This window comes from Photorhabdus sp. RM96S, from assembly GCF_042879335.1.
Classification (GTDB): Bacteria; Pseudomonadota; Gammaproteobacteria; order Enterobacterales; family Enterobacteriaceae; genus Photorhabdus; species Photorhabdus kayaii.
The window spans coordinates 159,366-184,812 of sequence record NZ_JBHFKT010000003.1 but is presented as its reverse complement, the minus strand read 5'-3'; the positions used below and the strand labels follow the sequence as shown (position 1 = coordinate 184,812).

Annotated in this window: 23 protein-coding genes, 4 tRNA genes and 1 pseudogene; 10 read left to right on the top strand and 18 right to left on the bottom strand. The window is 39.2% G+C overall.

The window, feature by feature from the left end:
• Positions 1–35 precede the first annotated feature (35 nt).
• The gene (locus tag ACGF49_RS03035; protein WP_113042033.1) at positions 36–395 is read left to right on the top strand and encodes a nuclear transport factor 2 family protein; all 360 of its coding nucleotides are present in this window, start codon (positions 36–38) and stop codon (positions 393–395) included.
• Between the two features lie 87 nt (positions 396–482).
• On the opposite strand, the pseudogene ACGF49_RS03030 reads toward ACGF49_RS03035, so the two are convergent.
• The 17 genes and pseudogenes from ACGF49_RS03030 to cspE form a co-directional block, all read right to left on the bottom strand.
• A pseudogene (locus tag ACGF49_RS03030) lies at positions 483–620 on the bottom strand (IS630 family transposase); the annotation flags it as partial.
• Positions 621–856: 236 nt separating this feature from the next.
• On the bottom strand, positions 857–1,642 hold the full coding sequence (locus ACGF49_RS03025; protein ID WP_228900873.1) for a trans-aconitate 2-methyltransferase: 786 nt from the start codon (positions 1,640–1,642) through the stop codon (positions 857–859).
• 155 nt (positions 1,643–1,797) lie between these two features.
• Positions 1,798–2,448 carry a protein phosphatase CheZ gene (gene cheZ, locus ACGF49_RS03020; RefSeq protein WP_113042035.1) on the bottom strand — a complete coding sequence of 217 codons (651 nt, stop codon included), beginning with the start codon at positions 2,446–2,448 and terminating at the stop codon, positions 1,798–1,800.
• Positions 2,449–2,457: 9 nt separating this feature from the next.
• Positions 2,458–2,847 (bottom strand): chemotaxis response regulator CheY, encoded by a 390-nt coding sequence (cheY, locus tag ACGF49_RS03015; protein ID WP_011146127.1) that lies wholly within the window; start codon positions 2,845–2,847, stop codon positions 2,458–2,460.
• 196 nt (positions 2,848–3,043) lie between these two features.
• Positions 3,044–4,096: a chemotaxis response regulator protein-glutamate methylesterase gene (locus ACGF49_RS03010; protein WP_113042036.1), complete on the bottom strand. Its 1,053-nt coding sequence runs from the start codon at positions 4,094–4,096 to the stop codon at positions 3,044–3,046.
• Positions 4,089–4,976: a protein-glutamate O-methyltransferase CheR gene (gene cheR, locus ACGF49_RS03005; protein WP_267479077.1), complete on the bottom strand. Its 888-nt coding sequence runs from the start codon at positions 4,974–4,976 to the stop codon at positions 4,089–4,091. The genes ACGF49_RS03010 and cheR overlap by 8 nt, the downstream gene beginning before the upstream one ends.
• 6 nt (positions 4,977–4,982) lie before the next feature.
• The gene (locus tag ACGF49_RS03000) at positions 4,983–6,617 is read right to left on the bottom strand and encodes a methyl-accepting chemotaxis protein (RefSeq protein WP_113042038.1); all 1,635 of its coding nucleotides are present in this window, start codon (positions 6,615–6,617) and stop codon (positions 4,983–4,985) included.
• Positions 6,618–6,670: 53 nt separating this feature from the next.
• On the bottom strand, positions 6,671–8,365 hold the full coding sequence (locus tag ACGF49_RS02995; RefSeq protein WP_113042039.1) for a methyl-accepting chemotaxis protein: 1,695 nt from the start codon (positions 8,363–8,365) through the stop codon (positions 6,671–6,673).
• 182 nt (positions 8,366–8,547) lie between these two features.
• Positions 8,548–9,045, bottom strand: a complete 498-nt coding sequence (cheW, locus tag ACGF49_RS02990; protein WP_011146122.1) for a chemotaxis protein CheW — start codon at positions 9,043–9,045, stop codon at positions 8,548–8,550.
• A gap of 57 nt (positions 9,046–9,102) precedes the next feature.
• Positions 9,103–11,142 (bottom strand): chemotaxis protein CheA, encoded by a 2,040-nt coding sequence (gene cheA / locus ACGF49_RS02985; protein WP_387489544.1) that lies wholly within the window; start codon positions 11,140–11,142, stop codon positions 9,103–9,105.
• A 2-nt stretch (positions 11,143–11,144) separates the two neighbouring features.
• Entirely contained in the window at positions 11,145–12,146 is a 1,002-nt protein-coding gene (motB, locus tag ACGF49_RS02980) for a flagellar motor protein MotB (RefSeq protein ID WP_113042042.1), read from the bottom strand.
• Entirely contained in the window at positions 12,143–13,030 is an 888-nt protein-coding gene (gene motA / locus ACGF49_RS02975) for a flagellar motor stator protein MotA (RefSeq protein ID WP_113042043.1), read from the bottom strand. The genes motB and motA overlap by 4 nt, the downstream gene beginning before the upstream one ends.
• A gap of 136 nt (positions 13,031–13,166) precedes the next feature.
• Positions 13,167–13,748, bottom strand: a complete 582-nt coding sequence (flhC, locus tag ACGF49_RS02970; RefSeq protein ID WP_112895065.1) for a flagellar transcriptional regulator FlhC — start codon at positions 13,746–13,748, stop codon at positions 13,167–13,169.
• A gap of 3 nt (positions 13,749–13,751) precedes the next feature.
• Entirely contained in the window at positions 13,752–14,102 is a 351-nt protein-coding gene (gene flhD / locus ACGF49_RS02965; protein ID WP_112895064.1) for a flagellar transcriptional regulator FlhD, read from the bottom strand.
• Between the two features lie 2,353 nt (positions 14,103–16,455).
• Positions 16,456–16,689, bottom strand: coding sequence for a hypothetical protein (locus ACGF49_RS02960; RefSeq protein WP_113042044.1), 234 nt, complete (start codon positions 16,687–16,689; stop codon positions 16,456–16,458).
• A gap of 902 nt (positions 16,690–17,591) precedes the next feature.
• A complete protein-coding gene (locus ACGF49_RS02955) occupies positions 17,592–18,290 on the bottom strand; it encodes an MgtC family protein (RefSeq protein ID WP_191214824.1) in 699 nt (232 codons plus the stop codon).
• 454 nt (positions 18,291–18,744) lie between these two features.
• A complete protein-coding gene (cspE, locus tag ACGF49_RS02950; RefSeq protein ID WP_011146114.1) occupies positions 18,745–18,957 on the bottom strand; it encodes a transcription antiterminator/RNA stability regulator CspE in 213 nt (70 codons plus the stop codon).
• A gap of 484 nt (positions 18,958–19,441) precedes the next feature.
• Here cspE and ACGF49_RS02945 point away from each other — a divergent pair, with 484 nt between their 5' ends.
• Both ACGF49_RS02945 and ACGF49_RS02940 read left to right on the top strand, forming a co-directional pair.
• On the top strand, positions 19,442–19,948 hold the full coding sequence (locus ACGF49_RS02945; protein WP_113042047.1) for a YlaC family protein: 507 nt from the start codon (positions 19,442–19,444) through the stop codon (positions 19,946–19,948).
• Between the two features lie 144 nt (positions 19,949–20,092).
• Positions 20,093–20,168 (top strand) — tRNA-Asn (locus ACGF49_RS02940).
• 146 nt (positions 20,169–20,314) lie between these two features.
• On the opposite strand, the gene ACGF49_RS02935 is transcribed toward ACGF49_RS02940, so the two are convergent.
• A complete protein-coding gene (locus ACGF49_RS02935) occupies positions 20,315–21,391 on the bottom strand; it encodes a hypothetical protein (RefSeq protein WP_228902989.1) in 1,077 nt (358 codons plus the stop codon).
• Positions 21,392–22,103: 712 nt separating this feature from the next.
• On the opposite strand from ACGF49_RS02935, the gene ACGF49_RS02930 reads away from it, so the two are divergent.
• The 7 genes from ACGF49_RS02930 (at position 22,104) to ACGF49_RS02900 (ending at position 25,408) form a co-directional block, all read left to right on the top strand.
• Positions 22,104–22,179 (top strand) — tRNA-Asn (locus tag ACGF49_RS02930).
• A 137-nt stretch (positions 22,180–22,316) separates the two neighbouring features.
• On the top strand, positions 22,317–22,445 hold the full coding sequence (locus ACGF49_RS02925; protein ID WP_262405135.1) for a hypothetical protein: 129 nt from the start codon (positions 22,317–22,319) through the stop codon (positions 22,443–22,445).
• Between the two features lie 23 nt (positions 22,446–22,468).
• Positions 22,469–22,544: transfer RNA gene (locus tag ACGF49_RS02920), tRNA-Asn, on the top strand.
• A 258-nt stretch (positions 22,545–22,802) separates the two neighbouring features.
• Positions 22,803–22,878: transfer RNA gene (locus ACGF49_RS02915), tRNA-Asn, on the top strand.
• A 216-nt stretch (positions 22,879–23,094) separates the two neighbouring features.
• Positions 23,095–24,147 (top strand): dihydroorotase, encoded by a 1,053-nt coding sequence (gene pyrC / locus ACGF49_RS02910; protein ID WP_113042050.1) that lies wholly within the window; start codon positions 23,095–23,097, stop codon positions 24,145–24,147.
• Between the two features lie 200 nt (positions 24,148–24,347).
• Positions 24,348–24,602 carry a biofilm formation regulator BssS gene (gene bssS / locus ACGF49_RS02905; RefSeq protein WP_228902916.1) on the top strand — a complete coding sequence of 85 codons (255 nt, stop codon included), beginning with the start codon at positions 24,348–24,350 and terminating at the stop codon, positions 24,600–24,602.
• Between the two features lie 203 nt (positions 24,603–24,805).
• Positions 24,806–25,408 carry a response regulator transcription factor gene (locus ACGF49_RS02900; protein ID WP_113042051.1) on the top strand — a complete coding sequence of 201 codons (603 nt, stop codon included), beginning with the start codon at positions 24,806–24,808 and terminating at the stop codon, positions 25,406–25,408.
• Positions 25,409–25,447: the final 39 nt, after the last annotated feature.

The following is a 25,447-nucleotide window of genomic DNA, read 5'->3' as shown; positions in this document are numbered from 1 at the left end:
TGCTGGCAAGTAAATAAAACAGAGGACAAAACATAATGAACCGAATAGATGAGTTAACCGCAGAACTTCTTAGCTCAATGAATCAGTATGACCTTAAACGACTGGATAATATTTTTTCTGAAGATATTTCACTTTATTATCCGGGCCTTCCACCAATGGTAGGTAAAAAGATGTCGATTATTTTTCTCAAGAAACTTTTCTCAAATTTTGAATATTTACATTTTAGGCAAACTGGTTTCATTGCTAGTAATAGCCAGGCTTGCGTTATTTGGGAAAATGAAGGGCGTCGTAAAAATAGTGATATTTATAGCAATATGGGCGTAACATTAATAGAAATTATGGACGACAAAATAGTTCTCCTCAGCGATTACTTTAAATTTGAAGTGCCTCATTAAGTAGGATATCGCTGTAATAAAAATTTGGAGCACTCTGGATATTGTATTTGGTTTAGATATTATCGCTACTCTCTTGTTTTATTAGTATTAGTCTGGCTTGCAAGGAGAAGGTGAAACAGCGGCTATAAGCTGTTTCACCTTTAGTAACAGTTGCCACATGTAATAACATGGATGATTGAGTGTAACCGTTTCATGCAAAGATAACCACAACCATTCTATTTTATTCCGTCAGAGAGAATAAGATTAATATCGATCAATACCGCTGCATCTTTGTATAATTATCATAAACATGTACATTTTCCCACTGATGTGTATCTTCAAGTTGATACTCATTAAGTTTTCGGCTTTGTGCATGAGTTAATAAATTCAATAACCAGGGGTGTTCCTGAAAAGCCTGCAAAATAATACTCCCTTGATATCTTCCTCAGTTGGTATAGAGAAGCTGATCGCTATTTCTGACATTATTCGTTTCCAGAATTAACCTGCTTAACAACCATAAACAGTTGGCTTTCATATAAAATTGCCAATTTCCCCTCAAATTGATATTTATCCACCAGCATTTTTAATCTTTCGATAAATAACTCACCGTGAACAGCTAAAGCACGTTGCACTTGAGTCGATGAACGACTCATCCCGATAAAAGCTTCGCTAGGAATAGGCATACTCCAATGGGTATTGAGTGTAATACGGAGGGCATTTTCATGCAGGAATGCCGTATTCAATTCCTGCGCATAGTCAAAATCCCGATAGTGACGGCTATAGTTAGGGCTTAATTCTTCCAGCAGATTTTCATACTCATTCAGAAATTCACTATGCCGGTAATCTCGGTTATTTTGCAGGATCGCTATGATGCCATTATCCGCCAAACTGTTTCTGACCAGATTTAATACCGTTACCCGATCCATCCATTGAAAAGATTGTGCTGCCATGATCAGGTCAAGATTACCTACATTGGCGAGATGCTGTTCAGCACTGCCATGTAACCAACTGACCCATGGCAGTTTCTGTTTACCGGTGTCGATCATATCCTGCGAAATATCAATGGCAGTGTAGTGGTGTTGCTGACCAAGCAGATTTGCCAGCCCCCCGAGAGCAATGCCGGTTCCAGCACCAATATCGACAACAGACAGTGCCCTGTCTTTAGGCAGCCAGTGGCAAATTTCACGGAAAAGTGCCTGCGGGTAACGAGGGCGGTAGCGATCATAACCTTTAGCCAAACCATCAAATTTTTCTTTATGCTGTGTCATATTATCCTCTGCTCCTTCTCTTTGAGTGATGGAGTTTCGGGCAATTGATTAAAAATGTAATTGAGACAAACTCAGTAAACCGGTTTTCAAACAGATGAAGAGCCAGTTGAGCTGGCTCAGTGTACATGTATTCAGCGGCCTCTTGCCACGTTTATTCAGAAACCTAAGCTATCCAGTAGATCATCAACCTGAGCCTGATTAGCAATAACGCCCACGCCGTTTTGGTTCACCTGCGGACCATTTAGTAAGCTGTCAGCCTCTTTCTTAGTTTTCGCCATCTGGTCAGCCGGTATGTTTTCCATTAATACCATCACCAACTGTTTTTCTATTTCCTGAATAACATCCATCATCCGCTTGATAACTTGACCGGTAAGATCCTGAAAGTCTTGTGCCATCATGATCTCCAGCAGTTGAGCATTAGTGAAAGCAGTATGTTCAGGTACCGAATTGAGGTAATTCCGGGTATCCATAACCAACGAGCGTGCCACAGGCATCTCAACTGGGTTTTCAAACCACTCATCCCAACGTTTTTTCAGTAATATTGCCGATGACTCTAACTCATTCTGACGAGGTTGCGCCGCTTCAACGCAATTAAGCGCCCTTTCCGCCGCCTGCGCTGTCATCTGCACAACATAGTCCAGGCGTTCTCTCGCATCGGGTATTGCCTCAGCAGCTTGGGCAATGGTTTGATCCAATCCCAATTCACGTAAACTATCACGCAACATACGCGTAAGCTGGCCGATACGGCTGATAATTTCACTGGCACTAATGGTCTCATCCCTTGGCATGACTGGATTTACACTCATTATGTCTCCTTAGAGGCCCAGTTTTTCAAATATTTTGTTGAGCTTTTCTTCCAGAGTAGCTGCGGTAAAAGGTTTAACAACATAGCCACTGGCCCCGGCTTGTGCGGCTGCAATGATATTTTCTTTCTTCGCTTCTGCGGTCACCATCAAAACCGGTATCTTAGCCAATTGGGCATCTTCACGAATGATTTTTAGCAACTCTAAACCATCCATATTGGGCATATTCCAATCAGAGATGATAAAGTCAAATTGCGATGCACGAATCTTAGCCAGAGCTTCTGCCCCATCTTGAGCTTCTTCTACATTATTAAAGCCCAATTCTTTTAAAAGGTTACGAACGATGCGACGCATGGTTGAAAAATCATCAACCACCAAAAATCTCAGATCCTTATTCGCCATAAAAACTCCTTGAAATTATTTACCAGTCAGCACAGAGCCGCTTAAAAAATATTAAATTTATACCCGTTATCTTTCAAGTTGCCTCTTTGTTGGCTGCACTCGCTCACCCCAGTCACATAGTTTGCTATGCTCCCGGGGATTCACTCCCTTGCCGTCGCGATGCATCTTGAAATCTTTAGTGTATATCCGATAGCCGTTAAATACGGACAGCTTGCCCCGAGCTTATTTTTGCCAGCATTCTCTTGCTCATTTTGAGTATATCCATCACCTCATCTACCGCCCCCATTTGTATTGCCGCTCTTGGCATACCAAATACCACACAACTTGCTTCATCCTGCGCCAATGTGTACGCTCCCGCTTGCTTCATCTCTAGTAAACCCGCTGCGCCATCACTGCCCATGCCGGTCAGTAACACTCCGACAGCATTCTTCCCGGCAAATTTAGCAATTGATCGAAACAACACATCTACAGACGGACGATGACGATTAACAGCTGGTGCATCGGAGATCAGAACCTGGTAATCAGCACCATTACGACATAGTTCCATATGGCGATCACCCGGAGCAATGTAAGCATGCCCCGGCAAAATCCGTTCACCATTTTCAGCCTCTTTTACGGTAATTTGGCTAAGTTTATTCAGTCGTTCAGCAAAAGAACGGGTAAAACCAGGTGGCATATGTTGAGTAATAAGTAGTGCCGGGCTAGTGACAGGTAACGGTTGCAACAAATTCTTTATTGCTTCCGTTCCTCCAGTAGAAGCGCCTACTGCTATCAGTTTTTCACTGGATAACAAAGGTTTAAAACTTAAAGGAGCAGAACTTACGGGTGTGATTACTGGTACAGATAATTTAGCCTGTGCTGCTGTCCGTATTTTCTCCGCGATAAGTTCACTGTAAGCCAGCATGCCTTCACGAATACCCAATTGAGGTTTGGTTACAAAATCAACAGCACCAAGTTCCAATGCCCTTAATGTGATTTCAGAACCTTTGGCTGTTAGGGAAGAGATCATAACCACCGGCATTGGCCGTAAGCGCATTAATTTTTCCAGAAAATCAATACCATCCATGCGTGGCATTTCAACATCCAGTGTGAGTACTTGTGGATTATGCTTTTTAATGAGATCACGTGCTACCAGTGGATCTGGCGCACAAGCCACTACCTCCATATCCGGGTGACTATTGATGATCTCTCGCATGATTTGACGCATAAGCGCTGAATCATCGACACAAAGAACAGTTATTTTATTCATGACCTCTCCTTGCCCGGCCTACACCGTAAACGGTCTGTCCTTGCAAGTAGAATTCCCGGCTTATTTGAGTGACATTTTCAGAATGCCCTGCAAAGAGCAATCCATCGGGTTTTAACAAAGCAACAAAATGGCGCAGTATCCGTTCCTGCGTCTTTTTATCAAAATAAATCATAACATTACGGCAAAAGATGGCATCAAACTTCTCTTCAAATGGCCAATTGGGATCTAACAGGTTTAGATGCTGGAATGTCACCATGTCAGCAAGTTGGGGCCGGACACGAGCATAACCCTCATAAGATCCAATACCTTTAAAAAAGTAACGTTTTCTCTGTTGATCGGTCAGTTGACGCAACTCATCCAGTCGATAAACCCCTTTGCGTGCTTTTTCCAAAACATGGGTATCAATATCACTGGCAATAATTTTTGCCCGGTGAAAGCGCTCCCCTAAGGCATCACTTAGCGTCATTGCAATCGAATATGGCTCTTCTCCTGTCGATGCCGCTGCACTCCATACCCGGTACGATCCATTTTTTTTACTTGCATGTTTAGCTAACAGAGGAAAATGATGAGCTTCCCTGAAAAACGCCGTCAGGTTAGTTGTCAATGCATTGATAAATTCCTGCCACTCCTCACTATTCATGTCATTTTCAAGAACGAACAGGTATTGCCCAAAATCACGTATTTCAAGGGTACGCAAACGCCGAATTAAACGGTTGTAAACCATCTCCCGTTTATGTGCAGCCAGCACAATACCCGCACGTTGATATATGAGCTGGCAGATGCGCTCAAAATGCGCATCTGACATGGTGTAACGCTGAATCATGTGATGCAGTGGCGAAGATGGCAAACTTGTCACTGAAGCAATTAAATTTGATTTCATCTGGCCTCAGCGAGTCTGATTGACTGCCCCTTCACTATCCGCAGACTTCAGCGTCAGTGAAAGTTCATTTTCAAGCTTATTTTCTGAATTATTGGGTAACTCAAATTGTGCCACTATTTGCACCAAAATATCGGCCTGATCTTCAAGTGCCGCCGCCGCCGCCGCAGACTGTTCAACCAATGCCGCGTTCTGCTGAGTAACCTGATCCATCTGTGTAACAGCTTGTGCTACTTGATGAATTCCCCGGCTTTGTTCATCAGATGCCGCAGCAATTTCAGCCATCAGATCCGTGACCTGATTTACAGAAACGACCAATTCATTCATGGTCTTCCCTGCATGACTAACCAACTCGGAACCTTGGCTTACCCGCTGAACGGATTCACTAATTAATGTCTTAATCTCTTTCGCTGCTTCAGCACTTCGCTGAGCGAGATCCCTCACTTCACCAGCAACAACAGAGAAACCTCGGCCTTGTTCACCTGCCCGTGCGGCTTCTACTGCCGCATTCAATGCCAAGATGTTGGTCTGAAATGCAATACCATCAATGACGCTGATAATGGCACTGATTTTCTGTGAGCTATTGGCAATTGCATCCATTGTTTCCACAACATCAACTGTCAGTTCGCCCCCTTTAGAGGCTGTTTTCGATGCAGATACCGCCAATTCACTGGCCTGGCGAGCATTTTCCGCATTCTGACGCACAGTTGCAGTCAGTTGTTCCATACTGGCTGCCGTTTCTTCCAGTGATGCAGCTTGCTCTTCAGTGCGGGAAGAGAGATCGGTATTACCCTGAGTAATTTCCTGAATACCGTTATACATCAAGTTAGTATTCTCTTTTACCAAAGTAATGGAATTAACCAGTGAACGTTGCATTTCACGTAATTTTAGGAACACTTCACCAATTTCATCTTGAGTGAAAACAGAAACTTCTTTATTGAGTTTTCCTTCCGCAACATTCTGGAAGTGGCTACGCATATTGGCAAAAGGTCTGAGCAGATTCTTTTTCAACCACCAATGAGCCGCCCAGGCAACAACCAGTACCATTAATATCGCACCTGCAAACATGGCAACTGAAATTTGGTAATAAAGACGACCATCTTGAACGGCGGTTGTAATCTCCTCACCGATATATTGCATATAATGATTGAAATCAGATTCAAGTTGCTGCTGATACTTTTCTGTCGGCTGGTCTAAGAATGCATCATAATTACCACTTTCTAAAAAAACCGAGAGTTCTCTAAGGGCTTTGATATATTCCTTATAACTGGTTTCTACCGAGGCCAGCAATACACTACTACCATCCTCGTCATTCAATTTAGGCAGCGCAATAAACTCAGCAAAATGCATCTCAGCCCTATCTAAGGTCTCCTTAACATTAGCAACCATACTGCCAATATGATCCTCAGATTGTTGCAGCGTTTTCCCCACAGCGATTCGATTAAGTGTATTACGCGATTGCAGCAAAGCTGCCCAGCTCAACCCTAAGGTATCCCTCTTCTGTGTTCCCAGATCAATCCGTTCAATATAAGACTGATCTGCGCGAATGATTCCAAGTGATAAACCACTTGAGATTATCTGCATTACACAAAACATCATCAGTAACAGATATAAACTGGTTGATATACGAAGCCTGCCTAACATGTAATCACCTCTGTTAACGGCTGCATGTGCAGCCGTAGTTATCGCTTAGTGTTTTAAAATGTTTCCCAATTAGCTTGTTCTTCCACATTGTTGGCTTTCTTCAACACCAGTGGATTCGATTTAGCAGGAGAAGTCTTAGCCACAGGCAAATGCTCAATTTTCATTTCGGGTTGAGATTTATTGTCAAGATTCGGCAATTGGAACAGAGAAACTAGTTTCTTCAATCCAGCAGCTTGATCTTCCAGTGCAGCAGCAGCAGCCGCGGATTGCTCAACTAAAGCAGCATTTTGCTGTGTTACACGATCCATTTCGGAGATAGCCAGACCAACCTGAGTTATCCCTCTGCTTTGTTCATCGGATGCAGATGCAATTTCACCCATAATGTCAGTTACACGGGTGACCGAACTGACAATGTTATTCATTGTTTCACCGGCGCTTTCAACCAAGACAGAACCGGTATCTGCGCGGCTTACTGAATCTTCTATTAATGTTTTGATCTCTTTTGCTGCCTCGGCACTACGCTGTGCAAGGTTACGCACTTCTCCTGCCACAACAGCAAAACCTCGCCCATGTTCACCGGCACGTGCTGCTTCCACTGCGGCATTCAGCGCCAAAATGTTAGTCTGGAACGCAATAGCATCAATAACACTGGTAATATCGGAAATCTTCTGAGAACTACCGGCAATTTCACGCATTGTCTGTACAACATTCGCCACGACTTTTCCACCCTGGCGTGCAACTTCAGAAGCACTATCAGCTAAGTTACTTGCCTGACGAGCATTTTCCGCATTTTGGCGTACAGTTGCTGTCAATTGCTCCATACTGGCGGCGGTTTCTTCCAAAGAAGCAACCTGTTCCTCAGTGCGAGAAGAAAGATCATTATTTCCAGCAGCAATTTCGCTGGTTCCGTTATAAATACTTTCACTGCTTTGACGAACACTACTGACAGTAGTGATAAATTCTTTTTGCATATGCTTCAAGCCAACAGCCAGCGTACTCATCTCATTTCTGCCTGAAACAGTCACATTTTGTGTCAAATCACCGGTAGAAAGTGCCTTAATGTTCTCCAATAATTTGTTTAACGGATTCAGCAAACTATGTTTAATGCTAACCCAACTAAAAATCATGGCTGAAACCAGAATCAGCATGATAATACCCAACATAATCACCGCATTTCTGTAAGAGATACTTGCATCAAATACCACATCAGAATAGAGATGATCGTTTTGGGTCAAATAGAAGTTATATTCTTCCTCAAAAGCACTCTGATATTTGCCCGTTGGCTGGTTGAAAAATTCTACCGCCCGATCATGTTCAAGCAGAACAATAAGTTCATGAAGCGCTGAAATATAAACATCATAGGCTTTTTTAAGGCGATTAAGACTTTCTGATTCATGAATAGGCAATTTAGCGGTCTGTTCGTATTGTTCAAAACGCTGCTCTGCGATAGAGAGGTTACTTCTGGCATCTGTCAGTAACTGCTCCAATGTGTAGTAATTATCGACTCCCTCATCTTTTTTCATCATGTAACGAATGCCAGCACGGTTCAAGTTGTTACGGGCCTGTAACAAATTAACCCAAGTGTCATTCAAAAATGTCTGCTGTTCCCGCATTTTATCCAGTATTTCTAGATTTTCCTTGTTACTTTTCAACTCATGGAAGAAAAGCCCTCCAGATATAAATTGCAGAGCACCAAATAATATGATGACCGCCATCAGTCCGGTCACTATTTTCATTCGGTTAAACATGTTTTCCCTTTTTACAATAGATCAGCATGGCTCTGTTATCGGCATCATCAAAGGAAACTTTACTGGTCGTATAAAATAAATTTGAATATTTTTTCTGATGAAATTAACGAGGGATAGACAAAAAGTAGCTGCCATCTGTCGATGTCGATGTCGATGTCGATGATGGCAGTGATATTTAATGATTAACTTTTAGCTACTGAATCTACCAGAGCCATCTCTTCACTGTTAAGCAGCTTCTCAATATCCACCAAAATCAGCATGCGATCATCAAGTGAACCCAATCCTGTTAGATATTCGGTAGATAATGTTACTGCAAATTCAGGTGCCGGACAGATTTGCTCAGCTTTGAGCGATAAAACATCCGAAACACCATCAACTACAATACCCACCACCCGGTTTAACAGATTCAAAACAATAACAACGGTATTATCATTATAGGTTACCGTTTCCTGAGCAAATTTAATTCTCAGGTCAATAATAGGCACAATAACGCCACGCAGATTGGTTATCCCTTTAATGAATGCCGGCGTATTTGCAATACGGGTAACCTGATCATAGCCCCGTATCTCCTGTACTTTCAGTATTTCGATACCATACTCTTCATCACCTAGGGTAAAAACTAAATATCCTTCCCCGGCAGTTTCTCCTGACAATTTATTAAACGCTTCTATGGCCGACATGATCTTACCTTTTACTGTGAGATTGACGATTTTTCATGGGGCTCCCCCATTCAGTGCTTATTTTTTTGCTAATAACTCAGCTTTGTTGAATGCCAATTGGTCATGATTGAGTTGCTGCAAGGCAGAAACATCAATAATCAACGCCACACTGCCATCACCCATAATTGTGGCAGCGGAGATCCCGGGTACCTTGCGATAGTTACTTTCGATATTTTTCACAACCACCTGATGCTGCCCAACTAATTGATCAACCAGCAAGGCATAACGACGGCCAGCACTTTGTACAATCACAATAATCCCTTTCGTCGGATCTGTTTTTGCATCAGGAATATCAAAAACTCGATATAACTTAATGAGTGGCAAGTATTCTCCTCTGACATGCAATAATTTTTCATCTCCCGCCAAGGGATAAATATCTTCTTCCTGCGGTTGAAGAGAACTTACTACCGCACTTAACGGCAAAATAAACACTTCGTCATTCACTTTCACTGACATACCATCAAGGATTGCCAGTGTCAGAGGTAACAAAATCCGCGTTACTGTCCCTTTACCTGCTTGGAAGTTAATCTGGATTTGCCCTCCCATTTCCTGAATATTTCGCTTAACTACGTCCATTCCTACACCGCGGCCAGATACATCTGTTACAACTTCAGCCGTGGAAAAACCAGGCGCGAAAATCAACATCGCAACCTCTTCGTTACTCATGTTTTCACTGACTGATAGCCCTTGTGATGTCGCTTTGGCCAGAATCTTTTCACGGTTCAACCCGGCGCCATCATCCACAACTTCAATACAAATATTCCCGCCCTGATGTTCAGCAGAAAGTGTCAAGTTGCCCGTTTCAGATTTGCCCACAGCAAGCCGAGCTTCTGGTTCTTCAATACCATGATCTAGACTGTTACGGACTAGATGAGTCAGCGGATCAATAATGCGCTCGATTAAACTCTTATCCAATTCAGTGGAATTGCCAACCAAAGTTAGATCCACTTTTTTATTCAGCTTGCTAGCAAGATCCCTGACTAAACGCGGGTAACGGCTGAACACATATTCCATCGGCATCATACGGATAGACATCACAGATTCTTGCAAATCTCTGGAATTTCTCTGTAACTGAACCATGCAATTTAGCAAATCGCCATGCAAAGTCGGTTCAAGAACGTTACAGTGCTGAGCCAACATAGATTGGGTAATAACCAATTCACCAACCAGGTTTATCAGTTGATCAACCTTCTCAACCGCAACCCGAATACTGGAAGATTCTGCCCGTTGACGTGGCGATCCAGCCGGTGGTATCGGCGCAGGACGCCCGGCAGGCGATGTGGAACCTTTCTCCGGCGTAGTTGTTTTAACGACTTTAGCTGTATCTTTATTTTTAACTTTGCCTTTGGGTTCAGCTACCGGCAAGAAAGTGATCTGTTCCGGTTCAATAACAAAACAGAGAACTGCCGTGATATCATCCTCTGTGGCTGATGTTACCAATGATGCTTCAACACTATCCCTAGTCTGTTCAGCATCATAAACCTCCCCCAGATTACTCAGCTCATCAAGCATCAGAGAAACTTCACGCTCTTTCAGACCAGAAAGATGAACCCGAACTCTACCTTGCTGATTTTCAGTCGCAATAGGCTCCGATTTTAATTCTGGTTCAGATTCAGTCACCTCTGGCATCACCGCATCTATGACAGACTCAACCTCGCCTTCATTCTCTCTCTGTACTTCCAATGCAAGCTGGCGCAAAGTCTCACAGATGTAGGTAAACGCACTTTCATCCGGCTCCTGAGAACTTTTATAGGCATCCAACTGTTGCTGCATAATATCTTTCGCTTCTAAAAACAGGTTGATAATATCAGTCGTCAGACTCATTTCATCTCGTCTGGCGCTGTCCAGCAAATTTTCCAGAACATGCGTAGTTTGCTGTAGTTTGATAAAACCAAAAGTCGCAGCGCCACCTTTTATTGAGTGAGCACTACGAAAAATAGCATTCAATTGCTCCTGATCTGGCGCATCAGGATCGAGCTGCAATAGATGCTGCTCCATATCCTCCAGCAATTCGTCTGCTTCATCAAAAAAAGTCTGATAAAACGCGGTAATATCCATCGTTACTTTGTCACCTTGGTCGGTACACGATTAGGCTCAGCACCCAGCGATGCTGGTGTTGGCTGGGCCAATACTGTGATTTCATTGGACTGTTGTGTTGGCCTACTTTCAGCCGAATCCTTTCCAATCACCTCGTGAATTTCCTTACTATCATTAATAATCAAGGAATCGCTGCCGGTGTTTTGCTGTTCAATCCGCTCTTCCGCTTGTTTATTGAGCACTAAAATACTGATGCGACGGTTAACCGGTGCACTGGCATCTTCCTGTTTCAGACGAACCGTTGAAGCCATACCAACCACCCGCAATATCTTTACTTCATCCAGCCCACCTATCAACAGCTCTCTCCTTGATGCATTCGCCCGATCTGCGGAGAGTTCCCAGTTACTGTAACCACGCTCACCATTAGCATATTTCAAGTCATCGGTATGACCTGATAGGCTGATTTTATTGGGAATATCGTTCAAGATTGGTGCAATAGCCCGCAAAATGTCACTCATGTAGCTTTCAACTTTTGCACTGCCAACCATAAACATTGGCCGGTTTTCCCGGTCAATAATCTGGATACATAACCCTTCATCCATCATGTCAATCAACAGATGTGGACGTAATGCTTTAAGGCGAGGATCCGTAATGATCAATTGATCAAGTTGCTCACGCAGCCTATTTAATTTGCGAGCCTCATCATTAGCTTCAACAACTTCAACCTGACGCAGAATATCGCCTTCCTGATGAAGCACATCTTCCCCTCCTCCTGGAATAGGATTCGAGCTATCACTGCTACGCTCCCCTTTATTAATTGCAACTTGTAACGGGGTACGGAAATATTCTGCAATTCGAGTCAATTCTTGTGGACTGGAAATTGCCAACAGCCACATAACCAGAAAAAATGCCATCATGGCGGTCATAAAATCAGCATAAGCAATTTTCCATGAACCACCATGATGTTTGATGCCATTCCTTTTACGTCTTTTTACCCTAATGACAGAGACGTTACGCGCCTTCATACCTGTTCTTCAGTTTCTTGTTGAACAGGTGATTTTACCCGGCGAACATGTTCTTCCAACTCAGTGAAAGAAGGGCGATCTGTGAGGTACAGTGTCTTACGGCCAAATTCAACCGCAATTTGTGGAGCATAACCATTCAGGCTGGATAATAATGTCACTTTAATGCATTGCATCATTTTAAGATGTTCACCGCTGCGCTGACGTAACAATGTTGCCAATGGCGAGATAAAACCATATGCCAGCAAAATACCGAGGAATGTCCCAACCATTGCATGAGCAATCAGCACGCCAAGTTCTCCTGCCGGGCGATCTGCCGAACCCAAAGCATTAACAACCCCCATAACAGCAGCGACAATACCAAAAGCAGGAAGAGAATCTCCAACCATCATCAAGCTGGTTGCCGGAATCTCGCTTTCCTGCTCATAAGTTTCAATTTCTTCATCCATCAAAGCTTCAATTTCATGGGGATTCATATTGCCACTCACAATCAATCGCATGTAGTCAGTGATAAAATCCATCAAATGCTTATCCTTAAGCAAACGCGGATACTGGGTGAAAATATCACTCTGCTGAGGATGTTCGATATCTCGCTCTAATGCTAAAAGACCATGCATGCGAGATTTTGCTAACAACCGAAAAAGCAACGCCATCAGATCCATATACATCACCTTGTTATATTTAGATCTACGCATTACCTTTGGCAAAACACGTAATGTTGCCTTAATCGCTTTTCCGTTGTTACCAACAATGAAAGCACCGATACCAGCACCAGTGATAATTAAAAATTCAGCGGGTTGATAAAGTGCGCCCAAATGACCACCTACAATCAGGTAACCACCGATTACCGCACCAAAAACTACGATATATCCTAAAAGTACTAACACGCGATATCCTTTAGCTAAGTTGGTGAGCGGATGGGAAGTTGAGCAGTTTGAATCCAGAATGGTTGTGGTTTCAATACAGGTTACAGGAGGAAAAAGTAAAATCTGTAACCTGTAGGAATAATTTTCCCATTTAAATTCACACTGCGTGCTGAGCAAGTCCATCCAGCAGTTGTGAATTAGTATCGGCAGACTCAAAGGAAAGTTTACGTTTTTTTACTGCACGTGATGGAGGTTGGCAAAGGCTACAAACAAAGCTATTCACAGGTTGATGAGCATGAGTAATAAAAGTTCCACCACAGGTCCGACATTGTGAAGGTTGCAACATGCCACTGTCCACAAAACGTACCAACGTCCAGGCACGAGTCAACGCCAAAACCGGTGCGTCCCCTTCAACAGGAGGACATTGTTCAAGATAGAGTCGATACGCTTTAACAACAGCCTCTACACCTCCACAATAACCACTCTTGAGTAAAAAACGATAGGCATTATAGAACATCGATGAATGAATATTCTGTTCCCACGTCATAAACCAATCTGTTGAAAAAGGCAGCATCCCTTTGGGCGGGGGACTCCCCCTCAATTCTTTATAAAGCTTAATTAGTCGCCCTCTGCTCAATTGTGTTTCACTTTCAAGCATTTGTAACCGTGCCCCCAAAGTGATGAGTTCCATCGCCAATTGTATATCCTTAGCTTCTTGAACTATACTTTTCTCGGCCATCTTTTATGCTCTTTTTTTCACTGACGTATCGTCTTTCGAAAATAACTTCTGAAACAAATGAGTAGATAACAAAATGCCTGTATGTATTTGTTGTAAATCATCCACTCGAGATTCCCTAGTAAGCTGCTGAATAGTTTCACTGTCTTCGAACCGGAAATTACAGACTAATTGATTAGTCTCAGCGAGCTTGACCAACTGAGGTAATGTCAATTCAGACAACGTATCAGCCATAGAATCGCTAATACCTAAACGGAACATCGCTGACGCTTTTTCATGGTTAATTAATCGCTGAGCTAAAAGCAAATACGATAAATTTATGTCATAAATATGTTTGAGCAATTCAACCGTACTCATTTCTCTATCCCGTCCGATTACATTAAAAAATCAGTTAAGTGTTCGAAAAACCACTCGTGACAAAATTCCTAAAATAGCTTAGGGATTAATAATCTCTTACATAACTAAAATATACAGGCTTAGTCAGAGCAGTAACCATCCTTTGTATTACTTTTGATTCATCTTACTTCAAAAATATTACGGTAGTGAGTTGAAAAAGTATTATTGCGTTACCTGATATAACATTTTTCATTAGCGATTAAGAATATTCTTAATGCAGAACAACTTTACTCCTGAATCATCAACTTATACAACGGAAAGAGGGCGCAATTTTAAATACTATGTGACATAACTCACAAAAACAAGGGCTTTTAATATGCATTTAATCGATAAATTGCTCATTAACTATTCAAACAATTAAATAAAATCCGAATTCTCAATTTTAATAAGTTAAATTATCTAAATAAAAATATTAGATATATTTTTTGATTTTATACGATCTATTAAACTTATAAATTTAAAATAACGATAAAAAATCCTATCCTGAGTCAAACTAACACTAAAAAAGACAGTTTTATCCCTGAGTAATAAGTGTAAACAATAATCTTATTCTGAGATTCAGCATCTCCGCTTGTACGATAAAACAGATTAAGTTTATGTAAAATTTGGTTGCAAAAAAGATACTGGTATGATCACTTTTCGTTTAGATTTGTACCTTTTTTAACCAAAAGGCTTAACTGAAAATGCATACCACCATGCACAGATAACACTAACCATACAAAAATAGCATAAAATACAGTAAGATAATGAATAAAAAAACAACTATAACAACATTTTATTGATTACATAACAATCAATATCCAGCATAGAGATAGCCAGAAAAATTGGTCTATTTCGACTCCTGACAACCCAAATAGCAATAAAATTAATTAGAAAAACTTATCAAATGTTGTATCTCATAATATAATAATACGCAAAACCCCTCTATTGATTACTTTATCTTTTTCATCTTTAGTCTTCATACCTCAAATTAATCATTAATTAAATTCACACATTGGCAATATATATATACTCAAGATACTTCAAAGTGCATGTTTGAAAAACGATTATGTTGTTGAATTTAAATGTTTTTATATCTGACGACTCAAGCATCTTGAAGTTCATTCGGTATATTTTAAATATATTAGGTATTTTAAACTAATTGAATGTGATTTATTATCCTTACAATCTGCTTTAAAATTCTATAAGAGATACAATTCCAGAAATAAAACTTCCAACCCACATAAATATATAACTTTGTTAAATATCTATCATAAATTAAATTACCACTCTTTATATAATACAAGAAATGAATAGTTTACACATTAATATTTAAATAAAAACACACGCTATTTCCTAATTCATATTCTTATGATACAAATCAAGTGAAATATTAAAAGTTATTTTTTCCATTTTTCATTATTTCATGTAATATTTACGACCATCATCCCAAAAACATTATTTATACACATAAAAAACATAGCTAATAATGTCATTAACATATATCAAAAACGTCATTTTCTTAAATGATAAGAATAGATAAAACAATTAACTCTATAGGAACAAAATAATTAATTGAGATTTACCGCAGAAATAACTAATAGGAATAGAGATAAAAATCAATATCATTTCCTGCCAGAATAATGAAATCAATAATCATTGGTGATATAAATATCCTGATATTCCATAAAAAAGATGAAAAAAATAGGATTTTGATAAGAAATTTATTTTACCATATAAATAATAGTGATAATTTTCCGAGTAATTATAACTATTCCTCAAATATGACAGTTAATGCAACAACAGATTACAACCTAACCTAATCACAGAAACACTCTCAGAACAAAGGCACTAAACCCAATAGTTCATCAAACAAGAAGGAATATAGCTATCGAGAATCATTATCAATTATGTAATCAATAACACTGGAAATGTATCTGTTTTTTGGACAAAACACATCCTTTATATGAACAATATATAAACAAAAGATACCTGAAAAAATAACAATTCAATACACTAATCTGGCTAAAATAAAACCTAATGAACAAAATTTTTCACTAAAAAATTATAAATATCAACATATATATCTATAAAATAAAAATGAAACAAACTAGCTCCACCAGTGCCATAGAATATCCAACATTTTTAATACCTCATTTATAATGATCTTCTCAGGAACGGTTTAATCCATTTTACCTCAATGTAAAAAAACCAAGAAATATCACATATCAGATCTTGTACTAGTAAATGAATATTTTGCGCCAAAAAGAATGGAATAAAGGCTCTGGTAACCAACATTGAAAAAACATTCCAAAATTCAAACTTGCCGTTATATTCAAGCAGTTGATAATACTCCCACTCGCCTCTCTTCTCTTAACGGCCCTTCATTTGACACCCCTAAATTCTTATCAAGCCTAGTAATATCTATCGCTTTTTTTGCACTATCTGTACCTTTGCTAACAAAAAATCCTACATCAGCGTATCTCAATACCACAGCACCATTAACGTTATCATCAAGAAACCAACTGTATGCCCGTTTCTTTTGCAATACAGGATTTTTACGATACACAATTTGCTAAATACCAATCTGATTTCATTTCTCAAGATTTCAGTCACCATCAACTCTGTTTGTTAGAATGCTAAAATAACTTTGAATTCTAACCCTACATCATGACAAATCCTGACGGTAATAGCAGAATTATCCCCGGTAAGAACTCCTGCTGCTGTGTTACCCTTTCTTAATACAGAAATAATAGGGACCACACTCCCCTCCACTGGATCACGAAAAGTTAGCAACTCCTGTAATATCATCACTCTTTCATCACCATAAAGATGACAAACGTTTTTACTTTATCATCGGATAAATATCGAACTGTTAAATTAATACTCTAAAATTTTGTCTGATGGTAACCATCAGCCACTTCCATTATTTTTTCACGACATTCTCCATCAAGCAGAATTATTATCTATTTTACTCTTATATAAGAACAAACTTAGATCACTTCTTCTACTTAACCTTTGAAAATAATTGATATTTTCACTGAAAATTCTGAACAATAATGAACAACTGATGGAGAACCAAATTAAATATCAACTCATCAATTTTTCTGTACCCACGTATGATACCTATATCAGGTTTACCACGGCTAAATTCTGATATGAGAATAGCAATGTTCAACAATCAGTCCAGTGACAAAACCAAGGCTAAAAATACCGCATCGAACGATTTTTACCTAGAGAAGCGTTAATCAGCAAGAACATCATCTCTCCTGGTACAAGATATTCGATCAGTCATTCTTAGTACCAGGATCTGCAAAATTACAACACAGTGCTAAATGATTTCTTAATTGACGTTGCCTAACCGAAAGAACACACCATAGGCAACGTTTTGTTTGTTTCTTATGACGAAACGCCATTCGTCAACGGTGATTCCTTATCAAACTAGTGATTACTGTTTTACACAAAAGATTTTCAGATCGGTAGTTCAGAAGCAATTTTCCAGTTTATTGAGCTAACGCTCTTTTCCAGACTTATACGACAAACAATTGCTTCTATCTCATTTTGCTTATCCAGTGTTGCTAACACTTCAACGCACACTTCAAATTTTCCAGATTGAACTCTATCAGCGAAACTCAGTGATTTTAACCTCACAGCTACTCCATTGAGAGCCTGTAATACCAAAGTTCTCACCAGAATTTCGTCATCATTGTCACACACTACGTGAATTTTATAACACTGTACTTGATCAATAGCCTGCTGCCTGGGTTGTAAATTAATACGTTGGGCTGCCTCACGTAACAATATATTTGCACAAAGAATAATGGCAGTTGCTATCGCAGCTAGCCAATATTGCCCAAGACCACACAGCACACCAATTCCAGCAGAACACCATAAGGTTGCTGCGGTATTTAATCCACGAATGTTCATACCTTCCCGCATAATGACACCCGCACCAAGGAAACCAATGCCTGAAACAACTTGTGCAGCAATACGACCCGCACTATCGGGTGAAGTTGTTATTGAACTGAGGATAAAAACTGCTGCACCGGTCGCAACTAATGCATTGGTTCTTAAACCTGCCATACGTTGACGCCATTGGCGCTCAGCACCAATTAATGCGCCAAAGCACATAGCCGATAATAAATGAAAGACAAAAGGAGTTATTAACATGACATTCTCCATACAACAGAATGGATAAATAATCATGTGCATTTATTTTGCACACAGAAACGTATGCTGAATGTTTAATTCAGCCCTACTTTCTGTCCATACCAGGAGGTAACAAAGCGTAAATATATAACAGCATAATAAAAACCCAATATACTATCCCGGCTACTTGACCAAGTACCGGATAACACCATTCTTTGAGTAAGTACAGCTCAGATATTTTGAGTGGTACTGCCCGCTTTATTTGGCAAGCAGCAAATCGAAAGGAAATAAATAGCTTGCCGTTTTATTGTCTATTTAGCTGAAAACTTTGACTATCCAATGGCTATCTCTCCAATAAAATTCGTACAAAGTATAATCAGGAGTAATTAATAAGTAAAGAAAGATATGACTTTAGCAAACAAAAAGCCCGCCACTATGGGGAAAATAGTGACGGGCTTCAAAATCATCCAAGCAATTAGATAGCCATTACGTTTGCTGCTGCTGGACCTTTAGCACCATTTTCAATGGTGAATTCTACGTTCTGGCCTTCTGCTAAAGTTTTGAAACCGTTACCCTGAATGGCAGAGAAGTGAACGAATACGTCTTTGCTACCGTCAGCTGGGGTGATGAAACCGAAGCCTTTAGACTCGTTGAACCACTTCACTTGACCTTTCATTTTGTCAGACATTGTGACTTTCCTATATATCAAAAAAATTTTGCCACCATTGGGCATGTATTGGCCAGTTATATCAGCTATTACTTATGGAGGCACTAAGAAGGAAACGCGTCAACAAAGGCTATCTGAGGATAACACTTACACATAACTCATTAACTCAAGATGTCGTACATAAAGTAGGTCTGTTTATCAGGCCGGCTGCATTAACTCATGATAGAAAAGGAATAGCAACCTTTTTATGCATTGGTGTTTTAAAAAAAATATTTATGCTCATTATTAATGCAATAATTTAACAAACAATGTCATTAGTTACAAATTTTTTTGATTTATTCAACCTTTATCTTAATGAAAGCATTAGAGTTAATCTTAATCAATAACAATTTGCAGATTAAAATAAAACAACTGATCTACGTAAGATCACCTCCCCCATGCTAACCTTAAGAGCAATATAGTTATGAAAATATTTCACTTTTCTTTTGCTTAATCAGGTCAATATATGAATATCATTAAACAGATACTGATTCAGGATCTTGAACGAATCAACATCGAAGAACAACGTGATGGTAAACCCCGTTTTAACAGCCAATTTATCAGCAACCATCCTTATCTCTGCCTGGCTATGCTTGTATCCTACCTGTTTCTCGCTGCACTTATCTGGTACGCCCCATATTTTAGTTTACTTTCACTGCTAGCTTTTACAGTACTCTTCATTATTATGTCGGCGGTTTTATTACTCGAAATCAAACCTGTGTATCGGTTTGACGATATCGGCGTACTTGATCTACGGGTATGTTACAACGGCGAATGGTTCGTCAGCGAAAAAATCTCAGACGGTGCAATCAAAGAGCTTTGTTCCCACCCTCATGTTCCATTGGTAATAAAAGATGAAATCAAGCGCATTATACAAATGAAAGGTGAAATTCATTTTTATGACGTTTATATCATGGTGTTTCCTGAACAATCACATATAGCAACATCGTTACCGATCATGAATAGCCGATAATGAACAAAAGTACTCAATTTCAGTGAAATAGCACAGTTATAAGACAATACGCTCATATGGCAAGCAAATAATAAACTAGTAAGCTTTTTTGCGTTGACAGTGTTTCAATTGATCGCTAATATCCGCCCCGTTCTCAAGAACGATTCCTCCATAGTTCAGTCGGTAGAACGGCGGACTGTTAATCCGTATGTCACTGGTTCAAATCCAGTTGGAGGAGCCAAATTCAAGCCTGGAGATACTAAAAAGAATCTCTAGTACGCATGGAATAGCTAGTATACAAAAATATGGCTAGCATGCAAAAAAGCCCAATAAGAATTGGGCTTTTTTTCTATGCAAGCAACAACACATTCGCCGACACCAAAATAATCAATCCAGAACTACCTTATAAATCTTCTCTTTAGATTTATGCAATATATTCACTTCACCAACAAATGATATTTCGTAGTGAATTCTTACCTGACCATTACCTATATAATTAAAGAAATCAACTCCACCCGGTTGACCATCTGCATTTTCTTCAGGCTTAATTATAGTTAACCGAAAAATATTATCTTCACTACCTTGTAAAGAATCTATCTTTAATACTAATTCCCCTGTATCTCGATTGTCAGCAGAATACCCTCTTATATGTACTGTACCTTTTTTCAACTCCTTATCTTTAAGTTTTACATCGTTGACCAAAATATTGATGTCATAATCAATAATACTCTCACCAATTGGTCGGCCCCTATTTTCATCATACTCTTCAATATAAGGCACTTCTAAATCACGACGGACCTGGACTGTTGCAGAATCTTTATCAAGCTCTACAAGTACACGTTGAATAGCAGAAAATCTAGCAGTACCGCTTTCGCTAATAGTATAATAAAGACTATCATGTTTACCTTCAGTAAGGAGATCATTTTTCACCGGCAAACTACGAATATCACCGCTATTTTGTACACCAGGAACAACTTCAACATTATCATTATCAAAAACAAATTTCAGTTCATATTTATCTAAAATATTAGAATCAGTAAAAAGTACTCTAACTCCTGCTTTTATATCATCACCGCTAATAACATTATCATAATGTGCCGGATATACAGGTGCTGCCAATCCTACTGACTTTAGTTTAAATCGACTTAGAGCGGCTTTCGCTACCACACCACCACTCGCATCCGTTACTTCAGCATCAAAACCAATTGTTGCATTAACTCTCTGATCTGTCTTGATTTTTACTAATATTTCAGATGCTCTACTAATGGGATCAAATATGCTATTGTTATTTACGATTTCATATTCGCCCTCATTCAAGCCATTCACCACGATTTTACTTTTGTAATTTTCTAATGATACAGAACCATCATCATCCTGTAGAACTACAAACAATCGTAATGGAACGTTAAACCAGTCTTTATGTGAAACCCAATTAGTTACATCAGTATTAATTAAAAACTTCATGACTTTTCCTCATCTATTTTATAAAAATCACCAGAAAATTAACCACTCTTTTCGGGGGAAATATTATCTGCTTATTTTATATTTAAAATTATTTCCACCTCCTTACCAATTATTTAATTTAAAATATTTTCTGAAATGGTTTTTATTCATTTCATTGCATTTTATATGCATATACAAATATATTATTAGATCGAGAATATCTTAGTATACTAGCAGAAAATGAGATTTCATTATTAATGGCAAACTCTTTATCATTCGCTTTGGCGTGGATTAATATCATGTTTGCCAAACCAGATATCAAATAACAAATTACTTTTTCAGTTAATAATTATAGACGAGTAAATCCGCTAATAAATATCAAAATACAATAAGTGATCTGTTAAAACAGATAAAATAGGAAAATTACCATGAAATATAAAAATGTCATAAATAACACAAAGAAAAAATTATCTAATATATATTTAATTATATTTTTAATGCTCATGATTAATTATTTTCTAAATAAAAATATAGATGGTATTTTCACCATCTAATTATCATGGGTAAATATCAGTTAACTCTCGCGATTCTTGAGCTGAAAAATTTAATTGATAAAAAATGGTAAAAAACATCATTATTGAACATCAGTTAACCAATCAAACTCAATTTTTACTTTTCCCCTTTGACAAGCCCAAAATACCAAGATATTATCCGCCTCGTTGTCAAGGACAATTCCTCCATAGTTCAGTCGGTAGAACGGCGGACTGTTAATCCGTATGTCACTGGTTCGAGTCCAGTTGGAGGAGCCAAATTCATAAGAAGCCCGCCAAATGCGGGCTTTTTGCATTCCTAATTCCACCAGTCACTTACAACGTAATATACCCTATGGATTTCAAGATGCATCGCGACGGCAAGGGAACGAATCCCCGGGAGCATAGATAACGATGTGACCGGGGTGAGAGAGTGCAGCAAACAAGCCTTATTCTGCATAAAAATAGATCAACAAGTTCGGTTTGACAGCAAACAGACCATTTTTGTTATTTTCTGCTTTGACAAAGCAAAAGCATATCGTTAATATTCACCCCGTTGTGAAGGAATTCCTCCATAGTTCAGTCGGTAGAACGGCGGACTGTTAATCCGTATGTCACTGGTTCAAGTCCAGTTGGAGGAGCCAAATTATGAAAATCCCGCTTAATGCGGGATTTTTGCTATTCTGACGTCTTTACTTAATTCTCCCAACTATTTACTCATAACATAAGCACGGTAGTTCTATTCAACTTACGTTAATGGAATAAAATTCCATCAAATCTCAAGTAATTAGCATAAAAATATAACAACACGTGCATTTTGCCAGCAAACAAACTTTTTTTATTGTTTTCTACTTTGACAAAGCCGAAACATATCACTAATATACGCCCCGTTGTGAAGGAGTTCCTCCATAGTTCAGTCGGTAGAACGGCGGACTGTTAATCCGTATGTCACTGGTTCAAGTCCAGTTGGAGGAGCCAACTTCATCTCTTTTTTACCCTCATGTTTCATTTTTCCTTTGTTGTAAGAAAATCCACCTCTGACTACCCTAATCTAGTTGATTTGGCTGAGTTTTTTTCTAAAAATTATATTCATTAATAGCTATTCAACCATTTTAGCTTTATCATCCATTCCCGGCCTGGATATGCTGAACTCAGCATCTTCGTTCCTATCATATATACTGGAGCCGGTTTCTCATGACCACTGAATCATACACAATAAAAATCCGCCGCCCTGATGACTGGCACATCCATTTTCGTGATGGTGAAATGCTAAAAACTGTCGTTCCCTACACCAGTCATTACTTTGGCCGAGCTATCGTCATGCCTAATCTGCTTACGCCGATTACAGAAGTGGTCAGAGCCAAGGCCTATAGAGACAGAATATTGGTAGCCATTCCCGAAGGGCATAACTTCCAGCCCCTGATGACCTGTTATCTTACTGACACTACTGAAAGCTCTCAGATAGAAATGGGTTATAAAGAAGGCATTTTTACCGCCTGTAAGCTCTACCCTGCCAATGCCACAACCAATTCAAGTCACGGCGTCTCTGATATAAAGAATATTTATCCACTATTAGCCGTGATGGAAAAACTGGGGATGCCTCTGCTCGTCCACGGTGAGGTTACTGCTTCTCATATTGATATTTTTGATCGAGAAGCCTGTTTTATTGAACAAGTTATGGAACCACTACGTAATCAGTTCCCTGCACTGAAAGTTGTGTTTGAGCACATAACTACTAAAGAAGCTGCACAATATGTGCTGGAAAGCGATGACAATCTGGCAGCGACATTAACTCCACAGCATCTCATGTTCAACCGCAACCATATGCTGGTTGGTGGGATTCGGCCACACCTATATTGTCTGCCTGTACTGAAACGCAATGTGCATCAAGAGGCTTTACGGGCAGCCGTCGCCAGTGGCTGTGATCGCTTCTTTCTAGGCACAGACTCAGCGCCACATGCACAACACAAGAAAGAATCCTCCTGTGGTTGTGCCGGCGTCTTTAACGCACCATCAGCGTTGCCTGCTTATGCAACAGTGTTTGAGGAGATGAATGCATTACCGCATTTTGAAGCGTTCTGTTCACTTAATGGCCCTAAATTTTACGGGCTACCTGTCAATGAAGACTTTATCGAACTGACTCGCAAACCTTCTACCGTAATTGAACACATTGATTGCAATAATGAAAAACTTATTCCATTTTTGGCTGGCGAAGATGCCCGCTGGGATGTGAAAGTAGTAGACTGATATAACATGGGGATGGTCATCATCCCCATTAATTTGCATAGTTATCAACACACCAACAAATTGACTTACAATTCCTAACAAAAAACCTTCTTACTTTCATTAAAAAGCATATACTAACTAATGACTCATTCAAGAATGAGGTAGTTTGCTCTTAGTCAATGATATTAATAAATAATGCAGTGATCTGATTAGGAGGTTTTATGGGCAGTAAAGATGAGGTTATTCAAACGCATCCTGTAGTAGGTTGGGATGTCTGTACCGTTGATACATATGATGCAGTGATGCTACGCCTTCACTATTTGTCCTCCCAAGATCAAACACCAGAACTTGTCATGGTAGATCGAACCCTATGGTTGACAACTGACATTGCAAAGCAATTGATATACATCCTCCAAGCAGGAATTGAAAAGATCGAATCTTCAGAATACAGTGATCTAAACCATACAAAACATTAATAATCTTAAACCCGGACACCCGTATAAATGGGTGTCCGGTTAGGAGACACATCGATTCATCTCAAAGATTTTGTCTGAAATACCATATCACTATATAATAATTTCGGATTAAGCTAACTTAATCATCAAATTTGCCGAGTTGACTACTGATAGATAGGGCGTTTATTGTGAGTTTGGCCAAACAGGAACAGGGATGTGCAATAATGAAAATCTTGATTGTTGAAGAGTGCTATTATACCCGTTCAGGTATCAGAGAGTTTTTAAAGAAAAATGATAATGCCGAAGATCTTGAAATTGTTGACTCACCGTCAATTAATGAGGCTATAAATATTGTAACTCATTTTGCTCCTGATATCGTTTTAGCTAATTTGACACATTATTGTCATCATGCCAGTTACTGTTCCGATTTACAGAAATTTATAACTCTTATAGATAACACTCGTATTTATATATACCTTAATAGCGCCTATCCTTATTGTGACAATTATATTACATTGAAAGATAATGCTGTTATTCTGGCAAAGAGAAATCTTACCTATCTGCTTAATAAACTTAGCAAAACTACATTGAAAGAAATTCAGAGACACAGAGCAACATTCGACCAATGTTGTTCTATTTTCAGCCCTCAAGAGCATAAAGTTATCGATTACTGGATGAAAGAAATCCCTAATTACCAGATATCCCAAAAGTTAAAAATCAGTAATAGCACAGTCTATTCTCATAAAAGACACATTACTGAAAAAATCAATGTGCGTAATAGAATTGAACTCTGCTTTATTTACAATGTATTTAAATATCTCTATTAACTAAATCAAATAAACTGGCACATTGATTTCTGTGCCAGC

Coding starts and splice junctions, on each gene's coding strand:
- ACGF49_RS03035 (WP_113042033.1), top strand. CDS start 36: ATGAACCGAATAGATGAGTTAACCGCAGAACTTCTTAGCTCAATGAAT.
- ACGF49_RS03025 (WP_228900873.1), bottom strand. CDS start 1,642: ATGACACAGCATAAAGAAAAATTTGATGGTTTGGCTAAAGGTTATGAT.
- cheZ (WP_113042035.1), bottom strand. CDS start 2,448: ATGAGTGTAAATCCAGTCATGCCAAGGGATGAGACCATTAGTGCCAGT.
- cheY (WP_011146127.1), bottom strand. CDS start 2,847: ATGGCGAATAAGGATCTGAGATTTTTGGTGGTTGATGATTTTTCAACC.
- ACGF49_RS03010 (WP_113042036.1), bottom strand. CDS start 4,096: ATGAATAAAATAACTGTTCTTTGTGTCGATGATTCAGCGCTTATGCGT.
- cheR (WP_267479077.1), bottom strand. CDS start 4,976: ATGAAATCAAATTTAATTGCTTCAGTGACAAGTTTGCCATCTTCGCCA.
- ACGF49_RS03000 (WP_113042038.1), bottom strand. CDS start 6,617: ATGTTAGGCAGGCTTCGTATATCAACCAGTTTATATCTGTTACTGATG.
- ACGF49_RS02995 (WP_113042039.1), bottom strand. CDS start 8,365: ATGTTTAACCGAATGAAAATAGTGACCGGACTGATGGCGGTCATCATA.
- cheW (WP_011146122.1), bottom strand. CDS start 9,045: ATGTCGGCCATAGAAGCGTTTAATAAATTGTCAGGAGAAACTGCCGGG.
- cheA (WP_387489544.1), bottom strand. CDS start 11,142: ATGGATATTACCGCGTTTTATCAGACTTTTTTTGATGAAGCAGACGAA.
- motB (WP_113042042.1), bottom strand. CDS start 12,146: ATGAAGGCGCGTAACGTCTCTGTCATTAGGGTAAAAAGACGTAAAAGG.
- flhC (WP_112895065.1), bottom strand. CDS start 13,748: ATGGCCGAGAAAAGTATAGTTCAAGAAGCTAAGGATATACAATTGGCG.
- flhD (WP_112895064.1), bottom strand. CDS start 14,102: ATGAGTACGGTTGAATTGCTCAAACATATTTATGACATAAATTTATCG.
- ACGF49_RS02955 (WP_191214824.1), bottom strand. CDS start 18,290: ATGTTAATAACTCCTTTTGTCTTTCATTTATTATCGGCTATGTGCTTT.
- cspE (WP_011146114.1), bottom strand. CDS start 18,957: ATGTCTGACAAAATGAAAGGTCAAGTGAAGTGGTTCAACGAGTCTAAA.
- ACGF49_RS02945 (WP_113042047.1), top strand. CDS start 19,442: ATGAATATCATTAAACAGATACTGATTCAGGATCTTGAACGAATCAAC.
- ACGF49_RS02935 (WP_228902989.1), bottom strand. CDS start 21,391: ATGAAGTTTTTAATTAATACTGATGTAACTAATTGGGTTTCACATAAA.
- pyrC (WP_113042050.1), top strand. CDS start 23,095: ATGACCACTGAATCATACACAATAAAAATCCGCCGCCCTGATGACTGG.
- bssS (WP_228902916.1), top strand. CDS start 24,348: ATGGGCAGTAAAGATGAGGTTATTCAAACGCATCCTGTAGTAGGTTGG.
- ACGF49_RS02900 (WP_113042051.1), top strand. CDS start 24,806: ATGAAAATCTTGATTGTTGAAGAGTGCTATTATACCCGTTCAGGTATC.